Source organism: Rhodanobacter sp. A1T4, assembly GCF_014207185.1.
Taxonomy (GTDB): domain Bacteria; phylum Pseudomonadota; class Gammaproteobacteria; order Xanthomonadales; family Rhodanobacteraceae; genus Rhodanobacter.
This window is the reverse complement of the sequence record NZ_JACHCP010000011.1, coordinates 132,451-155,530: the sequence shown is the minus strand read 5'-3', so window position 1 is coordinate 155,530 and position 23,080 is coordinate 132,451. Positions and strand designations below refer to the sequence as shown.

Below are 23,080 nucleotides of genomic sequence, written 5' to 3'. Positions count from 1 at the left end.
TTACCAATCACCTATAGCCTGAATGTTCCCGTCCCCAGTATTCAAGGGTCTAAACCGGATAGCAAACGTCCCCTCACTGTTCACGATTACTGATGACCGTTGGTTTAGCAAAGTGAGTGCGGCTCGGTCTGCGGAGCTGGGTTGAACCGCCAAGAAGCCTTCGCCAGGTTGCGTATGCAGGATTAGTCGGGAATTCGTAGGGATTTCACCCATCTGAGGACCCAGCTCGCGTACATATAGCTGACCTGTTGCGCGATCTCTGAAGTAAGCAACTTCATTTCCACCGGCTTTCGATGCTGCAGCAATGTCCTGAACTGTGACCTGTCCTCTTACGACTGGCAACGTACCACCGGCTTCACGAATATTATTAAGAAGATCGCTAGCTCCTTGGCCTGCCACTGCGGGTTGCTCAGTGGCAATCCTAACTCCGCTGCTGACTGCTGGATTTGAAACCTCAATCATCAACTGCTTGTTGGGAACAAACAGTTGCTTTCCACCACCTATCGCTTCGAAAGACTCTCCCGGTACCGTCCAAGTATCGATAATTTTAGCAGCAGTGCTTTGCAGAGCCGCCACACTTTCCGAAGGTGTGTATAAAGTCGGCACACGCCCTTCAAGGTTGATACCTAACGTATCAGCAGGCGTATCCAAGTCCGCGAAGTAGTTCCCCTTGGTGTCGTTGAGAACTTGTTGAACGTAGTTAACCCCAGGCTCCAACTGCGTCAAGCCCACCGGCTGACTGTAATCGATGCCTTGTAGATGACCAACTAGCCTCTCGCCTTCGTAACCTGCATCCGAATAGAAGTCATAAGCAGTATTGAACTGGTCCAGCGTTGAGCTATCAGCTACGTCACCAAGCACTGCCTGCTGTACAACATCGCGTGCCGTTGAGCCAACGGTGCTCGCATCGCTACCCTCTGCTGTTGCAATGTCAGCGGTGGTACCAATATCACTGCTAATCACGGATGGTCGGAAGCCTGAGAGATCATCTCCGACGGCACCCAACTGGCTCTCTGATGCGAGTGCGGCATAGCCATCACTCGATCCCACAAACCGCACATCGCTGAGTGCGCCGGCTAGATTGGCTACCCCATCACTGAGCGCACCGACGCTTGCCACGCCAAGGCGACCCAGGCCTACCGCCCCATCCACTGCCAAACCAACATTGGTAGTGATCTCACCAATTTCAGCACCGGATTCGAAATTGCCGGCAATGGTGCCATCACCACTAAGCGCAGCCGCATGGTTGATCGTCGACTGGATAGAATTGATTGCATTGTCGATAGGATGATTCTCTAGTGCATTCACTCCTCTCGCGACAGTTTCACCCAACATGTCACCATCGGCTTCAAAATAATCTGTAACGCCAAGCCCCCCTTGTCCCAAAACATCATTGAATGCTGAACCCGTAAATTCTCCGGCTAACAACACACCTCCTCCTATAGCTTTTACGCTAGCACGCCCTATCCCGTAGACCGAACCCAATATTCTCGCCGCCGCCAGTGTTCCATCATCGATAGGAGGTGCAATACCGATAGGCTGGACGGGGTCCGGGGTGATGGGTTGAGATGCATATGCTGTTTCGTCCGTTGCCTGGAAGGTCTGCACGGTATTGGACCAGTCGGCTTGACCGTCATTCCGCGCAATCAGATATGGATCGACATAGGTTCCGCTGTAATTGGTCGTACTCGCCAATCTACCAGCGGTTCCGTCGCTTAATTCCGTCGTTCCTAACGTCACCTGCGATTTTGTCGCGTCGAAAACGTTGCCTTCACTCGTTGTCTGGGTACCTATGCCAGCCATGTCCTCCGCGGCTAATTCTTCTTGCAATTCCAGCGCCGCCTGTGGGTCAACATGACTCAAGTCAATCGGTTGATCCTCTTCAGGACCCGTAGTCGATCCGACAATACCTGCACCCGTAGTCTGCATTTGTTGCCAAGCCATACCCAACATCGACTGGCCATCATTCGATGAGCTCGCTCCATACAACCCTGCCCCCATCAGGCTGCCCGCACCCGCCTCGTTGTACTTTGCGAGCAAGTTGTTCGGATCGTAGGTGTTGCTAAGTGATTCCGTTTGTTGGTTCTGCTGACTCGTCTGGTTATTTGATTGCTGCTGATACGACCGGATACCAGCGATAGCGGTCGTGCCCAGCACATTGCCAGCGACGCTCTCACCCAGCTGTGCCCAGCTCAACACATGGTTGTCGCCCAGCGCCACATTGACCTCGCGGTTGACCGTGCCGGAAAGGACTGCACCAGCCAAATCAGCGGCCACGCTACCGGTGGTGATGCCCTTGGATTCGTCGGCTTCACTGGGCAACCCGGTTTGTGCCGTGATGCCTTGAGCCAACGCGGAAGCAACCAATCCGTCCCAGCTGAAATGCTCGGGCTGTTGCGTCACTTCCGCGCTCGTCACGCCCGCCGCGTAGGAGCCCGCGCCCATCACGTATTGGCCTAAGGCATTCAAGCCGCGCCCTGTGCTGGCTGCGTCACCAGGGATATTCCCCACAGCATCGCCGAAGGTATTGGTTTCCGACAGACCGTAACCGATGCCGGCTGTGAGTCCAGCCGTCAACCCACCCTCGAGTGCCCCCTCCAACGAGAAACCCTGCTGGATGCCCTCGGCCTCGCCAGTCAGCTGGCCCAAGGCATTTCCCACGAAACCGCCAATCGCCGCCGCGCCCACACCCACAGCACCCAAACTACCGCTGAGTGCCGCCGTGCCCGCCGCAAAGAGGGAGCCCGATGCGGCGCCGAAGGCTTCAGCTGCGACGCCTGCAGTGAAGACGCTAGCAACGATGACCACGGCAAGCACCACGATGTCCGCCAACGCATTGCAATGCGAACTCGGCGGCGGTGGCGGTGGTGCAATCGTCGGCAGACTGGGCGTGGTGCTACCCACGACGCTGCTGGGGTCGTACGGCTTGTAGGTCGTGGCGGTATTGCTGTTGGTGGTGACCTGCGGGATGGTCAGCCGCTGACCGATCGACAGATCGCTGTCGCTGCTCAGCGCGTTGGCCTGCGCCACCACGTACCACAGGCTCGCGTCGCCGTACTCCGCTTGCGCGATGCTCTGCAGCGTGTCGCCGGCCTGCACCACGTAACCGTTCGGTCCGTTGGTGCTGCTGCTGAAGGCGGTGACCTCGGACAGCACGTCGACCGTGCCGGCATCGTCGTAGTGCGCCACCTGCTGGCCGTTGACGTAGACGTAGTGCTGGTTCTCCAGTGCCGGGTTGGTGCCCTGGTCCAGCGTCGCGCCATCCGCGGTGCCGTCCTGCCGTTCGATGATCTCGCCGTTGCCGTCGTAGGCAAACACCCGCACGGTGTCGGCCACCGTGCCGCCGGCGTATTGCGTGTGCTGGGTCAGCGCGACCAGGTTGCCACGGTCGTCATACACGCTCTCGTCGGTGGACGGACGCACGTTCGGCGTGTCCGATACGTTCTCGCCGCTGGTGGTGGATTGCAGGTAACCGTCCTTGCGCAGGTAGGTCACCGCGTACTGATCCACCTCGCCGGTGACCGCGTTGCGGTACTGGTACGCCAACACGTCGCCATCAGCGTCGTAGCCGGCGCTGCCGTCGGCCCCCTGGTAGACCACCGAGGTCTGCAGGGCCAGCGAGCCGAAGGTGGTCGCGTCCTCACCCGGTGCCGTGGTCGGTGCCGCGCCGCCATCGGTGCCGTCCCAGCTGGTGGCGTTACCGAAGTCCTGCTCGTCGGCCAGCCGGCCGACGACGTCGTAGTAGTCGATCGTCGCCGTGTCCAGCTCGCCGCCCACATCGGTGCCGGTGCTGCCGCCCTCCTCGCCACTGTCCGGATCATCCGGATCGACATCATGCGCCGGCAGTGCGCCGAGCATGGTGCCCAGGGCGTAATACGTATCGGTGATCAGGGCGTGGCCATCGGCGTCGTAGCTGATCGTTTCTTCCACGCCCTTTGAGGCGCCACCGGTGGTGAGATCCACCGCGTAGTCCGCGCGAACCAGCTCGTCGCGCTCGTCGTAATAGCTGCGTTGCACGAGTGTGTCACCGGCGGTGTTCACCGTCAGCTGGCTGGTCACGTTGCCGTCGGCATCGTAGGTCTGCGCGTACGAATCGGCGGTGTCGGTCACCACGATCTGGCCGTTCACCAACGACCCGGCCGACACCGCTACGCGGTTGGCGCCATCGTAGGTGTACCACGCATTCACTGCGGTACCGCCCGAGGTGGCGCTCACCTCGCGACGGTTGCCGGCGGCGTCGTAGCTGGTGGTTTCGTTCAGCGTGACGGCACCGGTCAGTTCGTTGGTTTCCACCACGTTGCTGATGCGGTTATGGCTGTCGTAGGTGGTTGTGGTGACGGTGTGTACCGCCTGGTCGTTGCCATCGACCGTGGTTGACTCCTGCCGGATCTGGTTGCCGTTCGCATCGTAGCTGTAGCTGTAGCTCGATCCGTCCGAGTAGGTCTGCGTGGCCAGCTGGCAGTCAGCGTAGTAGGTGTCGGTGGAGCTGTTGGGCGTGGTGATCGGCGCGGTGACGTACGCCGGTGTGGTTTGTCCCTGTGCCGTCGGTGACCAGTTGTCGCTCTCACCGGTCAGCAGGCCCGTGTTGGCGTCATAGGTGTAACTGTAATTGGCGCCGCTCAGATCGATGTGGTTGGTTACCTGCCCGTAGGCGTTGTACTGCCAGGTTTCCGAATCGCGATCGGCGGTGGTCTGGCCGACCAGGTTGCCATCCCTATCGTAGACGTAGGTGTCCTGCACCACGCCGGTGGGCGTGGTGGGAATGTACTGGTAGTTCCATACCGCCGCATCGACGGCGACGCCGCCGATACCGTTGGCGCTGCCGTAGGCCGCCAGCGCGGCGTAAGCCGCCCCCGGTGGGGCGTTTGCCGTGATGCTGGACGTGTGGTATTGGCCCTCATGATCCGAATCGATGACGTTGCCTACACTGGTACCGATGAGGTTGCCGGAGGCGTCGAACCACTGGATGGCCACCGCACCGGCCGCCTCGGCCCCATCGGGCGCCAGATACAGCGACACCTGGATCGATGCGCTGATGGTCTGGCCTGGCGTCACCGGCACCTGGTCCTGGTTGACGATGTAACCCGACGCATCGCCGTTGAAACCGGCGACCCACGAACCGTTGGACGTATTCGTGCCCTGCACGATCGACCAGCCCGCGCCCTTGTCCCAACCCGTGTCGCCGTCCTCGAAATCCGGATTGGCCGGCTGCTGGGTATAGCTGCCGTTGGGTAGCCATACGATGAGGGAACCGTTCGCACCGGTACTGGTGGCGCCGGCGGGTGGCACGTAATCCCACGTCACCGTGCCCGCGAACGCAATGGTGGATTCGCCGTAGTTGGTGGCGTTCAAGCCTACTGATGCAAACGCCGCACCGGCCGGTGCAGTGCCGGTGACATAGGACTGATCGCCGGAATCGTCCTTGGCGACGATATTGCCTGAGCTGGTGCTCAGGAAATTGCCGTTGGCGTCGTACCAGTTGATCAAAATGACGCCGCCACCGTGCGGCCCCTCAATCAGGATGGGTGGCGATGTCGCGGAAATGATCTGGCCCGGCACCACCGGTACGCGATCCTGGTTGATCGTGTTGCCACCGTAGCTACCTTCGTAGGCGGCCTGCCCGTTACCGATGACCCAACCCGGATCCGAGTCCCAGCCGACATTGACTTGCGAGAAGTCGGCATTCGTCGGTGCCTGTGTCCAGCTGCCTGCCTGCGCGGTGTGCTGAGAGGACACGCTGGCCGCGCGCTGCGCCGCATCCTGGCTCCAGATAACGCGACCCTGGCTGTCATAGCCATCGTAGTTGGCGTGCAGTGCCGCATCCGTGGTGTCGCCGCTTTGCAGATAGGCGCTGCCGATACCGTCATAACTGATGACGCGGTCGCCGTTCTGGTCAAGCACATAGGCCTGCTGCCAGACCGCCTGACGCGAGCTGTCGTCGGCGGAAAGCACGAAGTCACCCGACTGCACCGTGCGACCGAGGGCATCGACATTGGTAAAGGAGATATTGCCGTTACCGTCCTGGCTGGCGACCTTGTTGCCCAGCGCGTCATAGCCCGTAAGTGTTACCGCGCCGGTGCCGTCGATGGTTTCGGTCACCTGGCCTAACGCGTTGTAGACGTTCTGCGTGACGTTGCCATCTTCGTCGGTACTGGAGACGACGCTGCCCTGATCATCGTACGACGTTGTCTTGACCGGCGTCGTGGTGGTCGCGACGCCGCTGGCGCTGACAACGGTTACCGCCGCCTCGGTCGTGGTAACGACATCATTGCGCTCGTTGTAGGCATACGTGATCGTGTTGCCGAGCGCGTCGGTGGAGCTGAGCACGTTACCCCAGGCGTCGTACGTTGCCTGCAGAATGCCAGCGCTCTCACCCGATGCCGCGGTACTGCTCGGTGCCTGCTCGGCGATATCCCTGCCGTCGAGGTCGACGGTGTAGATGGTTTGCGCCGTGCCGCTCGAACCGGTCAGCGGCACGGTATCGGTAATCAACTGGCCCGCGAGGTTGTAGCCATACGTGTGCAACTCGCCCGTCTTGGGATCGATCGCCGTACTGCGGTTGCCTGCGTTGTCATACGTCGTTGCCGAATTGACGACGATACCGTCACCGCTGGCGACTACCTCGCCAAACGCATCGTATTGCGTCACGACACTCTTATCGGGAACAAAAACGCCCGTACGCATGGTGACGCTGGCGATCTGTTGATTGTCCGCATCGTAGGTATTGCTGGTCGTGACCACGACGGTCGAGGCATCGTCACCGGTGAGCGTGGAGACCGTCGTGAGCAGGTTGCCGTTGCCGTCGTAGGTCATGTAGCTGACTTGATCGGACGTCCAGTTCGGCGCGCCACCATCCAGTGGTGTGACGCTGGCGACCACCTGGCCCGCATTATCGTACTGATAATACGAGGTGACCGACTGGCTCGACGCGGTCGAGCTCTGCGACTGCGTGAGCTTGTTGCCGAGGGCGTCATAGGTATAACTGACCACCTGCGAGCCCGTCGTATACAACGAGGCGCTGGTCAGATCGAGTGACGGATCGGCTTGCAGCAGCGCCTGCCAGTTGCTCACCAGCACTTGCTGCTGCGGTCCCGTGATACTGGTGACCTGACCAAGCGCGTCGTATTGGGTGGTGACGGTCTCGCCGTCTTCGGTGACGCTGGTGGCGCGATTTTCGCCATCGTAGCCAAAGGTGGTGGTGACATAGCCCTCGACGGTGGCACCACTGGCATCGACGTAGGTACGCAGGACCGACTCGCTGGTCTTGTTGCCGTCGTTGTCGTAGGTGTAGTTGGTGACGCGATCCAGGCCCGTGGTCGCCGCATTGCCCGACGGCGGATCGGCCGGCGGCGGACCACCGGCGGTGAGTCCCTGCGTGGAGATGGCGGTTGCCCACTGGGTTGTGCTGAGCACATCACCGAAGGCGTCGTACGTGTTGGTTGTCACGTAGCCCATCGGGTCGACCGTCATGGTCTTGTTGCCGAGGGCATCGTAGTAACTGTAAGTGGTCGCCCAGACCGCATTGGACTGACCTGGGTCGCCTTGCACCAGCACCGCTTCGCTGGTCATGTTGCCGAACGCGTCATAGGTGTATTGCGTAACCGGAGAGCCCACAGACGCGGTGCCATCGGCGTTGGTGTAGGTCACCGGCGGCTCGGTCACGGACAACTTGTTGCCCTGGCTATCGTACGTCGTGGTGATCATGCGATCCGATGCCGATGTCACCAGCACCGATGACATCTGCGCCATGCTGAGCGGCTGACCGGCAGCCCAGGTACCGTTGGCGACGAGACTCGATGTATCGATGGCATCGGCGTAGCGCGTAACGGCCGTCTGCTGACCGTAGGCGTTGTATTGGTAGCCGGTGACGTAACCATCGCCATCGACGGCATACGCAAGGCGGCCGTCCTGATCGTAGACGTTGTACGCGTAGTTGCCGTTCTGATCCTGACTGACGACGGCATCGCCAAAGGCGTCGTAGCTGATCGTTATGGTCGGTGTGGTTCCGGTCGGTACCAGCAGACCGGTCTGCGGATCGATGGCGCCGGGATCTGGCTTGATGGTCTGAATGAGGTTACCCGCAGCGTCATAGACGTACTGCGTAGTGCTCGCTTGCGCCGTATTGCTGGCGTCTGTCTTGGAAGTCCGCTGTCCTTCGGTGTTGTACTGGTACGACGTGACAATGCTTTCCTCGACCGTTCCCAGGTAGTTGCCATTGCTGTCATAGGAGGCAACGGCGACCGGCGGGCTGGTCTCTTCGACGAGATTGCCGTAGCTGTCGTAGCTATATGTCGTGGTGTTGCCGTCACGATCGGTGGAACTGACTTTCAGGCCACGATCATCGTAGATATAAGTCGCCGTCGGCGTTGAACTCAATGTATCAAGCGTCTCGGCCACGTTGCCGACGCTGTCATAGACATTGCCGGTGCCGCGCACCGACGAGCTGTCGGGATTGGCTGCCTGCACCGCCGCTGCCACGTCCGCCTCTGTCCAACTGTAAGGCGCACTGATGGGGTTCGCGTATTGCAAGGTCCATGTCACACGACCGTCGCCGTCGTATTCCGTCTGAGTGACATTGCCGAGTGCGTCGATGGTGTAGACAAGTCGACCGTCGGCATCGTAAATGTCGTGACTGACTTGCGTATCGGCAGCGCCGACCAGGTAGCTGTTGAGCGACGCGGTTGTGGCATTTCCAGTGAACTGTGCGGTTGGCACCAGCGAACCATACCGCGTGGTCGATTCAAGGTTGCCGTTTGGATCGTACTCGTAACTGGTCACGATGCCGCCGCTGACGTTACCGATTGTTGTCGGTGAGACGGTCAGACGAACACGACCGCGGTCATCGTAGAAGTTGAAGGTGACGCGCGCGTTCGCGTCATTGTCTCCTGCCGCCGACAGGGCCGTCTGCATATCGCTGGTCGAGGCCGTGCCGGCGAGGATCGCGACGCTCAAGTCCGAACTCACCGAAACCGGTGTTGCATACGCCAGCGTTTCCGATACCTGACCCAGCGCGTTGTAACGCGTCTCGGTTACCGCACCGGTAGGGTCGATGCTGTATTCCAGCTGGCCATCGGCGTTGTAAATTTGGTAGGTCGTACGGTCGTCCGCCGATGGCGTGATGAAATTGCTTACGGTGCTGGTCTGCAAGTCACCGTCAGCGGCGAACCCCATGACGAATTGCCGCAACGCATTGGCGTATTGCGTGGTCGCGACCACTTGGCCGTCGGCGTTATACGAGGTCTGCGTGATGGTGCCGGTAGGTTCTGGCAATCCGGTTCCATAGGCAAAAACACCAGCGTCGCCGCCCGATGGGGTGATGGCGTACACCTGCTGGTCGGCTTCGTTATAGAAATAGTAGGCCGTGCTATTGGCGATGGTTTGGGATTGAATATTTCCGTAAATGTCGTAGGTATATTCACCCACGGTCTTGGACGTAATGTTGCCATCCGCATCGTAGGTATAGCTGGTGGAAGATACCGAACTGTTGTCCAGGCTTTCGCTGGTCAGTCGACCTAGCGCGTCATATTGGTAAATATCGCTGTGCGCATAGTCACCATCGGCTCCGGAGCTGTAGGTTCGCTTTGCAGTAACCTCATTGAGGTCGTTATAGGCGTAGTCGGTCTCGATGCCTATGTCATTGAGCCCGCTACCGCTTCCCTGTTCCATTTCGATAACGTTGCCGTTGCCGTCATACACATAGGTGGTAACCGCACCCGTTGGATCGGTGACGGCAACCTGCAGACCGCGGCCATCGTAGGCATACGTGGTAACGAGGTCCAGTCCGGCTGGGTCAATAGTCTGGGTCAGCAAACGGCCGGCTGCATCATACGTATAGGCAGTGACGTTACCATCGGCATCCTCGCTCTGAATCAGGTCACCTACGGCATCATATTGATCGGTGACGGTGCTGCCGTCGGGATTGGTGGTCTGTATCAAACGACCATCGGCGTCATATTGGTAGCTGGTGGTATCGCCAGCGGCATCCGTAACGGCGACCGTTTGACCCTCGGCATTGTAGGACGTTGTAGTCACCACACCGCCTGGTGTTGTAATCACCATGCTGTGGCTCGCATCGTTATACGCGTATGTCGTCGTCAGACCCATCGCGTCCGTCGTCGTGAGAACGCGACCGTAAGCGTCATAACTGCTCGACGTTTCACGCAGCGCACCAGATACCATCAGACCTTGCGTGGTCTGCTGATCGAGATCGTCGTAGCTATAGCTAGTGGTGTTGCCGTTGCCGTCGGTATACGTCGCTACATTGCCGAAGGCATCGTAGGTCCATTGCAACTCACGCAGGACCTGGTAGCCGCCGCTATAGCCACCGCTCCCGCCGCTCCCAACGGCGATTTCGCTTACGGCGAATTCGCTGCTGCCGCCACTACCGCCGTACTCGGAAGACGAGACATATATTTCGTCGACCTCGCTGGTCATTTGACCCATCGCGTCGTAGGTGTAGAGGCTGGTCAATCCGTTGGTATCCGGATCGACCTTGGAGGTCAGTTCGTCGAAGCCATCGTATGTGTAATTCGTCTGATTACCGTTTCCGTCATTTTTCCCTACGACATTGCCTTCCAGGTCATAGGTATAGTCAACGTAGCTGTCCCAGTCGACACCATTATTGGCTATAGCGTTCACAGCGTTACCCACACTGGACAACGTTGGTGAGAAATCAGCTCCCAACGTGATGCGATCTGAATAGACGACGGTTTGAACGACGTCGCCCAACGCGTCGTAGTCCGTTTCGGATACCTCGCCCAACGCATTTTGTGCGCCGGTGTCGTCCGCAAGGCCGCGAATGGTGAAAACCAACTGGTTGTTGGCATCGTAGACGTACCACGTAGTGTTACCTAGCGCATTGGTGGTGGACGTTTTGTTGTTGTCGAGGTCGTAGGTATAGGTGGTGATATCACCGGTACCGTCTGTCGTGCTGATGACATTGCCGAACGCATCGTAAGTACTAGTGGTGGTACGTGCCTCACTCGTTCCAGCGTCCTCGGTCGTCTGGATAACATTGCCCAAATCATCGTAGACGTACTGGGTGGTGGCGCCCTCGTAGTTACGCGAGGTCAGCAGATCACCGTAAGCGTCGTACGTGTTCACGGTTTGATGCGAGGAGGAACCTGCCAGGAATGCCTCGATGGAATCCAGACTGCCTAATTCGTTCGAAGGCACGGCCGTCGCGTAGCGTGTCGTGCTTAGCTGGTTGCCATCGAGGTCATAGGTGTACTGCGTAAAATAGCCGTCGGCATCGACGCTACCGACGAGATTGCCCTGGACATCGAAGAAGTTTGTGGTCGTCTGATCTTGCGCACTTGGCAAGGGAATCAGACTCGACAACGGACTGTCGCCCTCCAGGTTGGTACCTACGAACGTTGCATAGGCCGTGGTCTGGACAAGCTGACCGGCTGCATCGTAGCTATTGGTGGTCAGGTAGCCGTCAGCATTGAGTATGCCGGTGGTATTTCCGTCAGCATCGTAGAAGTAGTAATTATTGCGTGTCTGGGAAGCGCCACTCAGATCGACATTAGCGGTCTGAATAACCCGAGAGTCATTATCATAGGTGTAGGTGAGTTTGTCGCCATCCGTGTACGTCGGCCCATACGTCCACTCATCTGTTGAAGAGTTATAGGTGTATTCGTATCCCACTTCAGAATACTTCGAGACGCTGGATACCCGACCAACCGAGTCGTAGGTGGTCTGTGTGACTCGATCACCATATGGATAGGCCGTAGGCAGTGCCTGACTTTCATTGACCTGGACAACGCCATCAACCAGCCACCCATACGTACTGATGGTGTTTGCGAACGACGTTTGCTGAATGACTCGTCCGAGTGCGTCGCGTGTGTACTGGGTCGCATCGCCCATCGCATCGACGGTCAGGATCACCCGCCCATCGGCATCGTAGAACGTATAGCTGACGTTGCCATTGGGGTCGATCTGCGCGACTTGCTCACCGGCGGAGTTGTAGATGTATTGCGTGATACTCGTTGTGGCAGACGTATTCGTGCTCGCAATGGCCGCGGCGATCGACGCGGTCGTCGCAGTATCACCTACGTCAGACATTGAAAGCGGCACGCCATAGACGATGTTGGCGATGACGCGCCCCGCAGCGTCGTATTGAACTGCACTAACCACAGCACCGAGCACGCCGTCCACGAGGTTAGGCGTAACGGTATATGCGATGCGGCCATCAGCGTCGTAGTACGCGAAGCTTACACGCGCGGTACTGTCATCATCCCCCACGGTAGCCAGCGCGCCCTGGATCGCCGACGGCTGCACCGTGCCGGCCTGCAGTTCCGCCGCCAGCGCCGTACCAACCAACACGGGTTCAGCGTACGCAAGTGTTTCCGACACCTGACCCAAGGCGTTGTAACGCGTCTCGGTGACGTTACCCATGGGGTCAATCTGAAAGATCAACTGACCATCGTTGTTGTATACGTTGTAGCTCACCACGTCATGGGTTGTGGCAGCACTCGTTGCCAACGACTGTCCGATGGCAAGATCGGCCTCGACGTTACCGCTGCTCGACGCCAACCCGCTTGCGTTGATTAGCGTCGAATAAGTCCGCGTGGACACGACCTGCCCATTGGCGTTGTACCAGTTCTGCGTGATGATGCCCTGCCCTGCCCCCGGTGTACCGGCAGGTGTTACGGTGTAGACGGCCTCGTTTGCCTGGTTGTAGAGGGTATACGTTGTGTTGCCATCCGGATCTGTCGTCGAAAGAACATTGTTGTTCGCGTCGTACGTATAGCTTGTTGTGAGGTCGAGTCCGGTCGGATCGACAATGACCTCGATCACGCGCTCAAGGCTGTCGTAGACATACTGTGTCGTCGTTGCCACGGATGAACCGGCACCCCGGGTTACGGTGAGTACGTTACCGTTACCGTCATAGGTATACGTCGTATCCTCGACGATCTGGCCATTGCTGCCCGCAACCTGGGTCTCCAACGTGTTGCCGTCAGCATCATAGGAAGAGGTTGTAATGGTCCCGACAGGATCGGTTGTCTGGATCAACCGGCCTTGTCCGTCGTAGACATAGGACGTCACTTCGTCGAGCCCATTGGGATCGACCGTCTTGGTCAATACGCTGCCGTTGGCATCGTACGTGTACGCAACAACATCGCCGGTCGCGTCGGTAGTCTGGATGACGTTGCCGTCGGCGTCGTAACTATTGGTACTGGTGTTGCCGAGCCCATCCGTTGTAGTCAGCAGATTGCCGTCAGCGTCATACGTATACGTTTTGCCATTACCTGCGCCATCCGTCACGCGCAACACATCGCCAAAGGCATCCGCCACCGTTACGGTGGTGACGCCATCCGGAGATGTCACCGTGGTCGTATGAGTCGCCAGATCATAGGCATACTGAGTGGTGTCACCGAGCGCATCTGTTCGCGTAAGAACGTTGCCGAACGCGTCGTAAGTCGCCTGGGTTGTGCGTGTAACGCCCTGCACGACTTCGCTGCTGCCAAACTGATTGCCGAGATTGTCGTACGCATAATGGGTCGTATTGCCGTTGCCGTCGGTATCGCTGGTAACACGCCCAAAGGCGTCATACGTCTTGGACGATGTACTCGCGACGGCAGTGCCCGCGGCATCCGTTTCTGAGGTGAGCTCGCCACGGCTATCGTAGGTGTAGTCCGTGGTCGTGCTATTGGCGGCGGTTAGTGGCTCACCCGGATCACCAACCTGCTGTACGACCTGGGCACGATCACCAAAGGCGTCGTAGGTGTAGATCGTTTCATACCCATCACCGTCGGTAACGCTCGCTACCTGACCGTTGGCCGTATAGGTGGTTGAAAGCGTGTTATTGACGTCTTCCGGAAGCGTCGGCAAAGCCGCCAAGGCAGCGGTTACACCCGCCAGTGTTGAAATATCGGCAACACTGCCCGCCACGGCTTTAAGTGCCAGTGGATCTGCGTAAGACGTTGATCTGGTGACACCGCCGAACGCGTCGTAGGCATAGACCGTCACATCGCCAAGTGCGTTTGCTATCCCCGCGTCCGGTTGCCCTTGCACAGAGCAAACCATGTTGCCCGCGAGATCGTAGTAGTACCAAGTCGTGTTTCCGGCGGCATCCGTCTGCTCGGTCTTCTCGCCAATGGCGTTATAGACATAGGTCGTGACGTTCCCATCGGCATCCGTGCTCGTGGCAGGATTACCGTAAACGTCGTACGTCTCGCTGGTTGTCCGCGCCCCGCCCTGTCCGGCCGCCGGCGTGACGGTCGTGCTCAGCAGCTGGCCCGCCGTGTTGTAGCTGTAGTTCGTCACCGTACCGTCAGTGGCGAGGCTGCCGGCGGCGAGGCTGCTGACAACCTGGCCGTCAAGGCCATAGTGGACTTGGGTCTGTTCAAAGTTGGAGTCGCCGCCGTGCAGTATCAACAGGCTATGCGCGTTCTCGTCGCTGGTCAGCGAGTTGATCTGAGCGGTGGTCAATGCTGTTGTATAGCGCCTCGTCACCGTCTCGGACTGAAGATAAGCGAAGATGGTCAAATAGCCATCCGCATCGACCTGACCCACCAAGTCACCGAGTGCGTCGTAATAGCTTCGTGTGGTCTGATCCTGAGTGCTCGTCACTAGATCGGATCGCAGCGCCGAAAGCGTGGGTTCGTTACCAAGAGCCGCCAACTGGCCAGACGATAACGCCGTGGCATACGAGGTCTGTTGGAGCACATCGCCGTCGGCATCGTAAATTTTGGTGGTCACGTACCCTGCAGGATCGATGCTGGCGACAGCGCGACCGTCCGCATCGTAGATCGTCGTGGTCGTTCTATCGTTTGGCGAGACAACCAGATCAGCCTGCAACATGGCCAGCGACGATGTGCTGCCCAGCGCCGCAATCTGTGCTTGCGTAAGAGAAGTGGCGTACTGCGTCGTCGAGACCGCATGACCCAGACCATCGAACGTCGCCGTGGTGACGTTGCCTGCCGGATCAATGGAAGCAACGGCCTCACCCATGGCGTTATAGATTGTGGTGGTGGTGCGGTCAGCAGCGCTTGCTGCTGGCACCGACAGCGACCCCGGATAACTCGCAGTAACCCCTCCGCTGCTGCTGAGCCAGCTGGACGTATCGATCAACGTCGCATATTGCGTCGCCTGGATGATGTGCCCATCGGCATCGTAGGCATATGTGGTGACAGCGCCATCCGGATCGACCACGCCGGAAAGCTCTCCTGCACTGTTGTAGAAGTTATATGTTGCATTGCCCTGCGCATCGATAGCGACAATGGCCTCGTTCGCCGAGTTGTAAATGGTCCGCGCGGTTGGTGCTATCAGCGCCTGCAGTGAGGCCATCGTGGGCACAGTGCCCAGGCTTGCAAGTTGAGCGATGGTAAGCGGTGTCGCGTAATGTACCAGGGACACGGCATCACCGGCTGCGTTATAGCCGGTTACCGTGACGTAGCCTGACGAATCGATGGTCACGATGGGACGGTTGTTCGAATCGTAAATGGTGCGTGTCGTTGTGTCGGATGCGCTGGGCGTCACGAGCGTCATGAGCTGTGCATAACTGGCGATGTAACCGACCGTGGAACTCAGCGGTGTCGCATAGTTTGTAACGTCGGTAATATTTCCGTTCGCGTCATAGGTGGTGGTGGTGACATCGCCTGTACTGCTAACGGACGCGATCACGCGGCCTGAAGCGTTATAAAACGTTTGCGCGAGCGTAGCGCCCTCATTAATGTCGATAAATGTCTGCAGCATGGCGAGAGACGGCGCCGCCGCGAGTGCCGCAAGCTGGGATGTGGTCAACGTCGTTGGATATTCTTGCGTGGTGACGAGATCGCCATTCCCGTTGTACGTCATCATGGTGACGTCGTCGTAGGAACGGACTTCAGCGATCAGATTCTCGTTCGCGTCATAGATGTTGACGCTTATGCTGTCGTTACTGCTCGGAACCACCAACGACAGGAGCATGGACATCGTCGGATCGCTGACGACCTCTTCGGCCTGCGCCAGGGTAAGCGTATTGTCGTACTCGATTGTCGTCGTCGGTTTTCCGGCTGCATCGTAGGCCGTGGTAAACACGGTGCCGTTGCCGTTGTCATAGGCAATTACTCGATTGTCGCTGTCGTACAGCGAAAAGCCGAGGCTGTCGTTCGCCGACGCGGTGACCACCGCCTCCAGCTGTGCCAAGGTCGGTGTGGCGCCAAGTGTCAATAATTGACTTTCTGTAAGCGGCGTTTGATACAACCGGGTCGATGCGACGTTGCCGGCGGCATCGTAGGTCGTGGTAGTGACGTATTCACCATATTCAAAAGTGGAATAGTCGTATTCGTACGCCACCTCAGCGATGGGCTGCTCGCTGGAATTGTAAATAGTGAGCGACGTCGTATCGTTCGCGCTGGGCGTAACCAAGGCTTGGATATCAGCCAGCGTCGGCGAGCTACCGAGGCTGGCGACCTGCGCCGCCGTCAAATACGTTGCATATCCTGTTTGCGCAATAACGTTGCCGGACTCATTGTACGTCGTGAGCGTTACGGAGCCGCCTGTTGCTTCGTCGCCGGTCGTGGGATCGGTGTAGTTCTCTGCCTCAATCGTCGCGACGGGTTGCTCGTTGGCGTTGTAGACCGTGAGATCCGTCCTGTCGTCATCGCTCGGCGTCAGCAGCGATTGAAGCGTCGCAAGCGTCGGATTCTGGGCTAGCGCCTCACACTGCGTATACGTAAGGGTGTTGCTGTAAAACGTACTTTGTATGACATTTCCGGCCGCATCGTAGGTAGACGTATTAACGACACCCACGTATCCAGCGAATGACCCATTTATATAGTCCTCGCCAAGGCCAAGGCTCGCAATAACATTGTTGTTGGCGTCGTAGATGTCAACAGTGGTGATATCACCACTGCTGGGGGTCAAGACCGATTGCAACGTGGCTAGCGTCGGGTCACTGGAGACCATATCAGCTTGCGCTGCTGTTAACGGCAGCCCATAGTTTGTCGTAGCAACAAGCCTTCCTTCGGCATCGTATGAATGTGTTGTAGCGTATCTAACGTATCCGTATTCGCCGGTGGAATAGTTGTACTGGTATTGATCGCTGATATATCCGACAACCTGACCGTTAGCGTTGTAGATGCTGACAGTCGTATAGTCGGTTGAGCTGGGCGTTACGGTAGCGAGTAACGTGTCCATGGTCGGATTTGCCGCGACCGCTTCTGCTTGCGCCACGGTAAGTGGCGTAACGTAGCTAGTCCTTCCTTCCACTGTGCCCGCGGCGCTGTACGACGTCGTGTTCACGTAAAAGACATAAACGTCCGTGCCTGTGGAAGGATCGTATGTGTAACCTAGGTTGGTCGATGCAACGACATGATTTTGTGCGTCATAGAGGGTGATATTGACAACGTCGCTAGCGCTCGGCGTAATCAGCGCTTGAAGCGCATCGACCGTCGGACTCGAGCCCAGACTCTGCACCTGCGCCATAGTGAGCGGATTGGCGTATTGGACTGTCGCCACCAGATTTCCATAGGAGTCGTACGCATCAGTTTGTACCTGCTCCTGATATCCATAGCCCCCCGTATTCGAGTTATAGCTGTAAACCGGAGTGACCGTCCCGACCACATGATTTTTGGCGTCGTATATCTTTACCGACACCAGATCGCTGGCACTTGGCGTTGTCTGCGCTTGAAGCGCCGACAGGCTCGGGTTAGCACCTAATGCGTTCATCTGGTCTTGCGTCAACACAGTCGCGTATGTATCAACGACGGTGGCATTGCCCGCGAGGTCATAGCTCGTCGTCACGACATTGCCGTTCACGCTAACGGTCGCTACCGGTCTTTCGTTGCCGTCGTAGATGGTTAATCCAGCGATGTTCGACCCACTGGAACCAAGGTCGTTAAGGACATCCGAGAGCGTCGGCGATGTACCGAGGGCGCTCAGCTGCGATGCTGTCAGTGCTAGTGTGTACTGAGCCGTCGCGATGAAATTTCCTGCCTCATCGTACGTCTGAGTTGTCACCGCTCCACCATAGCCGTCGACACCGGTAACCGGGTCGTAGGTGTAGCTAGGTGTAATCGTCGCGATGGGTTGCTCGTTCGCGTTATAGATGGTGAGTGATGTCTGGTCGTCTGGACTTGAGATGATCTGCGCTTCCAAATCCGCCAATGTCGGCGCGCTTCCGAGCGCCTCCAGCTGGGGCTGTGTCAGCGCTGTTGCATAACTTGTCGTTGCAACGACCTTTCCAGTCCCGTCATATACCGTGACCGCGACCTGACCGCCGTAGACATTGCTGCCGGCCGTGCTGTCGTAGGACTCGTAGACCGGCGTAACGATCGCTACTTCGCGTTCATTAGCATCGTAAATCGCGAGCGTCGTCTGATCCCCCTCTCCCGGGGTGATCATGCCTTGCAACGTTGCAAGAGACGTATCCGCGACCAATGTGGCAGCTTGTTGCGCGGTTATCGTGTCACCGTATTGCGTTGACGAGACAATATTACCTGCCGCATCGTACGCTTTGGTTGTGATATCGCCAGCGTAGATGTACGAACTGGTTGTTGCATCGTAGATGCTTGATGCCGCGACCGAAGCAATCACCCGATTATTGCTGTCGTACAGATTTATCGTTGTTGCATCGGCTGGACTGGGCGCAACCAGCGATGCGAGTGTGGCAAGCGTAGGGCTATCAGCCAGAGCGTCGGCTTGAACCGCCGTTAGGACATTCGCGTATCTAACCGTGGATACCACGTTGCCGGACTGGTCGTAACCCGTTTGCGTTACGGTGTCCTGCCAGACATATGCCTCTGTTGAAGAGTCGTAGGTCTCTTGCGGAGCAATTGAGGCGACCAGGCGGTCATTCGCGTCGTAGATGCTTATCGACGTCCGATCTGCGCTACCAAGCGTGACGAGCGACGCCAACGTGGCAAGTGTTGGGGAACTCGCCAAGGCTTCAGCCTGAGCTTGCGTAAGCTGCGTTGCATAATTGGTCGTAGCCGTGACATTGCCAAAGCTGTTGTAAGTAGTAGTTGTAACGACAGAACCGGTGCTTACATATTCACCGGTTGAATAGTTATACGATTCCTGCGGCGTTGCCGTTGCAACTACGCGATTTTCGGCGTCATAGATCGTTACCGTGATCACATCATTCGAACTGGGGACGATCAGGCTTTGTAAAGTTGCGAGCGTAGGACTTTCTGCAAGGGCATCCGCCTGTAAGGTGGTCAGCGGTTGCGCATAGCTCGTGCTTGCGACCTGGTTCCCCGATGCGTCATAGGCATAGGTCGTCGCCAGATATTCAAATTGATAACCGGTGCCCGAGATGTAAACCTCGGTTGACCGCAATGTAGCAACAACATGATTGCTGGAGTCGTAAATGGTGGTGCTGGAATTGTCGTATTGGCTCAGCGTAATTAGTGAATTCAGGTTCTGAATCGTCGGGTCAGCGGCCAGCTGATTGATTTGCTGCTCGGTAAGTTGTGTGTTGTATTGAATAGAAGATGTCTGATTGCCGTTGGCATCGTAAGTCATCGTTTGGACGGAACCGTAGTTGACGATCGCGATAATTCGATTCTCTGAGTCGTAGATGGTTACCGATTCGGTATATGCGCCAGCGTTCTCGGCGAGCAAGCCTTGGAGTACGGCGAGCGTTGGAGTTGCATCAACCAGCGCTAGCTCGGTCGCGTTGAGCGGCGTGGTCATTCCTACCGTCGCGGCATTACCTGAGGCGTCGTAGCTGGTAAATGTGACGTGGCCACTCGAATTGACGGTTGCCGCGACCTTGCCATTTTCGTAAATCGTCAGTGTCGTCTGATCGCCAGGACTGGACGTAACCAGTTCAAGCACGGTCTGCAAGCTCTGCGAACCGGCGAGTGTCGACAGCTGGCTTTGTGTCAGCGGCGTGGCATATTGAGTCTTCGACGTGGGATTGCCCGACGGATCGTATGTCGTTGTCGCGACATTTCCGCTGGCATCCACCGTCGCGACAGCCTGCTCGTTTTGATCGTAAATCGTGTAAGCGGTCTGATCACTCGCACTGGGGGTGATGACTGCCTGTAATGCATTCAACGTCGGCTGATCGCCAAGTCCGCTCAACTGGGCCGCTGTTAACGGGGTCGCGTATACAGTCTGCGAGGCAACGTTACCGGCTGCATCGTAGACCGTCTCAGTTACGACGCCTGTCGGATTGATAACCGCCACTACCTGATGGCTGCTGTTGTAGATGGACAGCGTTGCCTGATCGCCGGCACCAGGCGTCACGTCAGCCATGAGCTGGACGAATGATGGGGCCGTACCCAGAGCAATTAATTGCGTGTCCGTAAGTGGGGTCGCGTAATGCATAACAGCTACGGGATCACCTGAGGCGTCATACGTGGTGGCACTCACCTGCCCTGTCGCGCTGATGGTTGCCACGGGCTGGTTGCTGCTGTTGTAAATGGTCTGCGCCGTGGGCCTGAGCAGCACCTGCAAAGCGGTGAGGGTGGGCGTTCCGCGCAAACCCTGAATCTGCGCCTGCGTCAGTGCCGTCGTGTAGACGCTGGTGCTAATGACGTTGCTGGCACCATCATAGCTAGCGACACGTACCGTGCCGGCTGGATCAACTGTCGCTACAGCCTGCTCATTGGCGTCGTAGATAGTGAGCGTGATTCGATCGCTTGTACTAGGGGATAAATCGGCTTCAACAGCAGCTAGCGAGGGTGATGCGCCGAGCACCAGCATTTGATCACTCGTTAGCGGCGTTGCGTATTGCGTAACGGCGGTTGGGTTGCCGTCCCCGTCATAACCGGTAATCGTGACGTAGCCCGCGCCGTTGATGGTTGCCACCACATTACCAGCGGCGTCGTAGACGGAAGTCGTCGTAATATCTGCAATGCCTGGCACCGGCAACGCTGCAGGGAAATTACTTGTCAGCGCACCGGCGGCCAGCCAGCCAGCAGTACTTAGGGTCGCTGTGTAATTTGTTGTCTGGGTGAGGTTGCCATCGGCGTCGTACTGATAGGCAACGACCGCGCCCGTTCCATCGACGGTCCCAACCAATCGACCTTCCGCGTCGTAAAATGCATACGTGGGGTTGCCTGCAGGATCAATCGTTACAACGGCCTGACCATCGGCGTTGTAGAGCGTCTGGCTAGCCTGGGTGGTCCCCGTAGCGGACAGTTGCGTACTACTGACTAACTGGCCCGCGCTATTGCGGACTTGGGTCGTTGTTGTTCCATTGGCCTGACTGATGACAAGAGTGCTGCCGCTGTCATCGTAGAGATAGCTCGTCGAGTTGCCGTTCGGATCGGTGCTTCCGATCAATCGCCCGAGGCCGTCATAAGCGTAACTCGATACAGCCGGATCTGTACTGCTGCCTCCTTGATAAGTGGCTTTCTGTAATAACTGACCTTGGGCACTGTATGTCGTGGAAGTAACAATGGCCTCTGCGTCGGATATACCCACGCCGTCTGCACTTACCGCGGCCCACTGAGTCTGCTGCGACAACTGACCACGAATGTCATAGCTATAGTCTGTTCGCGTACTTTGACCGAGCGTGCTCTGAACTTCCGCGCTAGATATCCAAGCTTGAAGATCAGCCTCCGTTGGCGGCGCTGTCGTGGAAACAGAACCCAAGCCATAGGTCGCGCCTAGATAGAGCTGCGTACTGGTTAGAAGACTTAAGCCATTGGCCGTTGTGTACGAATTGGCCGTGACGTTACCAAGAGGATCAACAACATACGCAAGCTGCTCGCTTGCGGTATAGACGTAATAGGTGGTTTGTGCACCACTCGGCGGAACGTAGCCTTCTTCGCCTACTGCACCCTGTGCAGCGACGCTATACGTAGTCTTGCTCGTAAGTTGGTCTTGCGCGTCGTAGGTGTAACTGACGCTGTTACCGGCACCATCTTCCACGCTGGACAAGTTACCACTTGCATCGTATTGATAGCTGGTAACCGCGCCGTCAGCATCGGTTGCGGTTAGAACATTACCGTTAGCATCGTAGGTGTATGAAGTGCTGGGAGCAACGCCATTGACCATCGACCCAACGACCGATGTGAGCTCGCTGGCGGCGTTGTAATTGTACGTCGTGGTGTATCCAGTCGCATTGGTGACCGTAGTGCTATCGACGCCGTAGCTCAGACTTAGCGTTTGTGCAGCAGCCCCAACGCCTGTTGTGACACTCGCAACCTGATAGACGCCCTGTGCGTTTTCGGTATAGGTGTAACTAACCGCAGTGCCATCGCTTTGGGCAACCGAAGCGATACGGTCGCTATTGCCGTCGTACGTATAGGTGACGGCGTAGCTGGCGGTGCTACTTGCATCGGTGTCTGAAGCAAGAAGCGTGGTGACGCTGCTGAGGCGTCCCTGCGTGTCGTAGCCGTAGCTGACAGCCTGACGAGTTACCGCCGTGGTTTGCCCCGGCGGAATCTCTTGAATCGACAAGCCGGTCAGTTGTCCACTGGTGTTGTAATCGAGCAACAACTTATCGCCATCGCCGGCAGTGATCTGGCTGAGCTGCCCGTTGCTATAGCTGAAGCTGTAACTAGCCCCTGTATCGAGGCTTGCTAAGGTAGTGAGCTGGCCGCTGGCGTTATAGGTTTCCTGCTGCTGGTCGGCAGCGTCGGTCCATGTCCAGGTAGAGCTGGTGGCGTTGTAATTCAGCGTGTCGATGGCGCCACTTTGGTCGCTGCTGACGTAGATCCCGGTCGTCGCGTTATAGACATAGACCACGGACGAGCCGTCGTCGGCGTTGCGCGTCATGGTGCTGCCGGCGCTATCGAGTGCACCCGTTAACCCGCCAACCGAGCGGGTGAAGCCAAAGCTCCAGCCATCGCTGGCACTAAGCTGGCCGAGACTGTTGTAGGTACGCAATACGTTGAGTGAGAGACCATCAAAGATCAGCCCCTCGTCGGCGTTTTGCAGAACAAGGTTGCCGGTTGCGGCATTGAGGTATTGATTGACCTGGCCTTGGCCCAAGGCCGCCTGGCCGCCTTGTGTCTGGCCCAACTGGGTCAGCGAGGTATTGCCAAGACCGAGCCCGTTCCCCGAAATCACTGCAACCATTGTCCCGCTCCCGCCATGCCGGGGGGCAGCGCCGACATGGCATCCCCTCCTATTAGCACTTATCCGGGTTCGCGCTCAAAAGTTTAGGGGGGACTCTGAACGCTGTTTGTTG

At 57.7% G+C, this 23,080-nt stretch carries 1 protein-coding gene; it reads right to left on the bottom strand.

The annotated features are described in order from the left end of the window. Positions 1-22,968 (bottom strand): polymorphic toxin type 46 domain-containing protein, encoded by a 22,968-nt coding sequence (locus HDE80_RS20040; RefSeq protein WP_184673795.1) that lies wholly within the window; start codon positions 22,966-22,968, stop codon positions 1-3. Positions 22,969-23,080 lie beyond the last annotated feature (112 nt).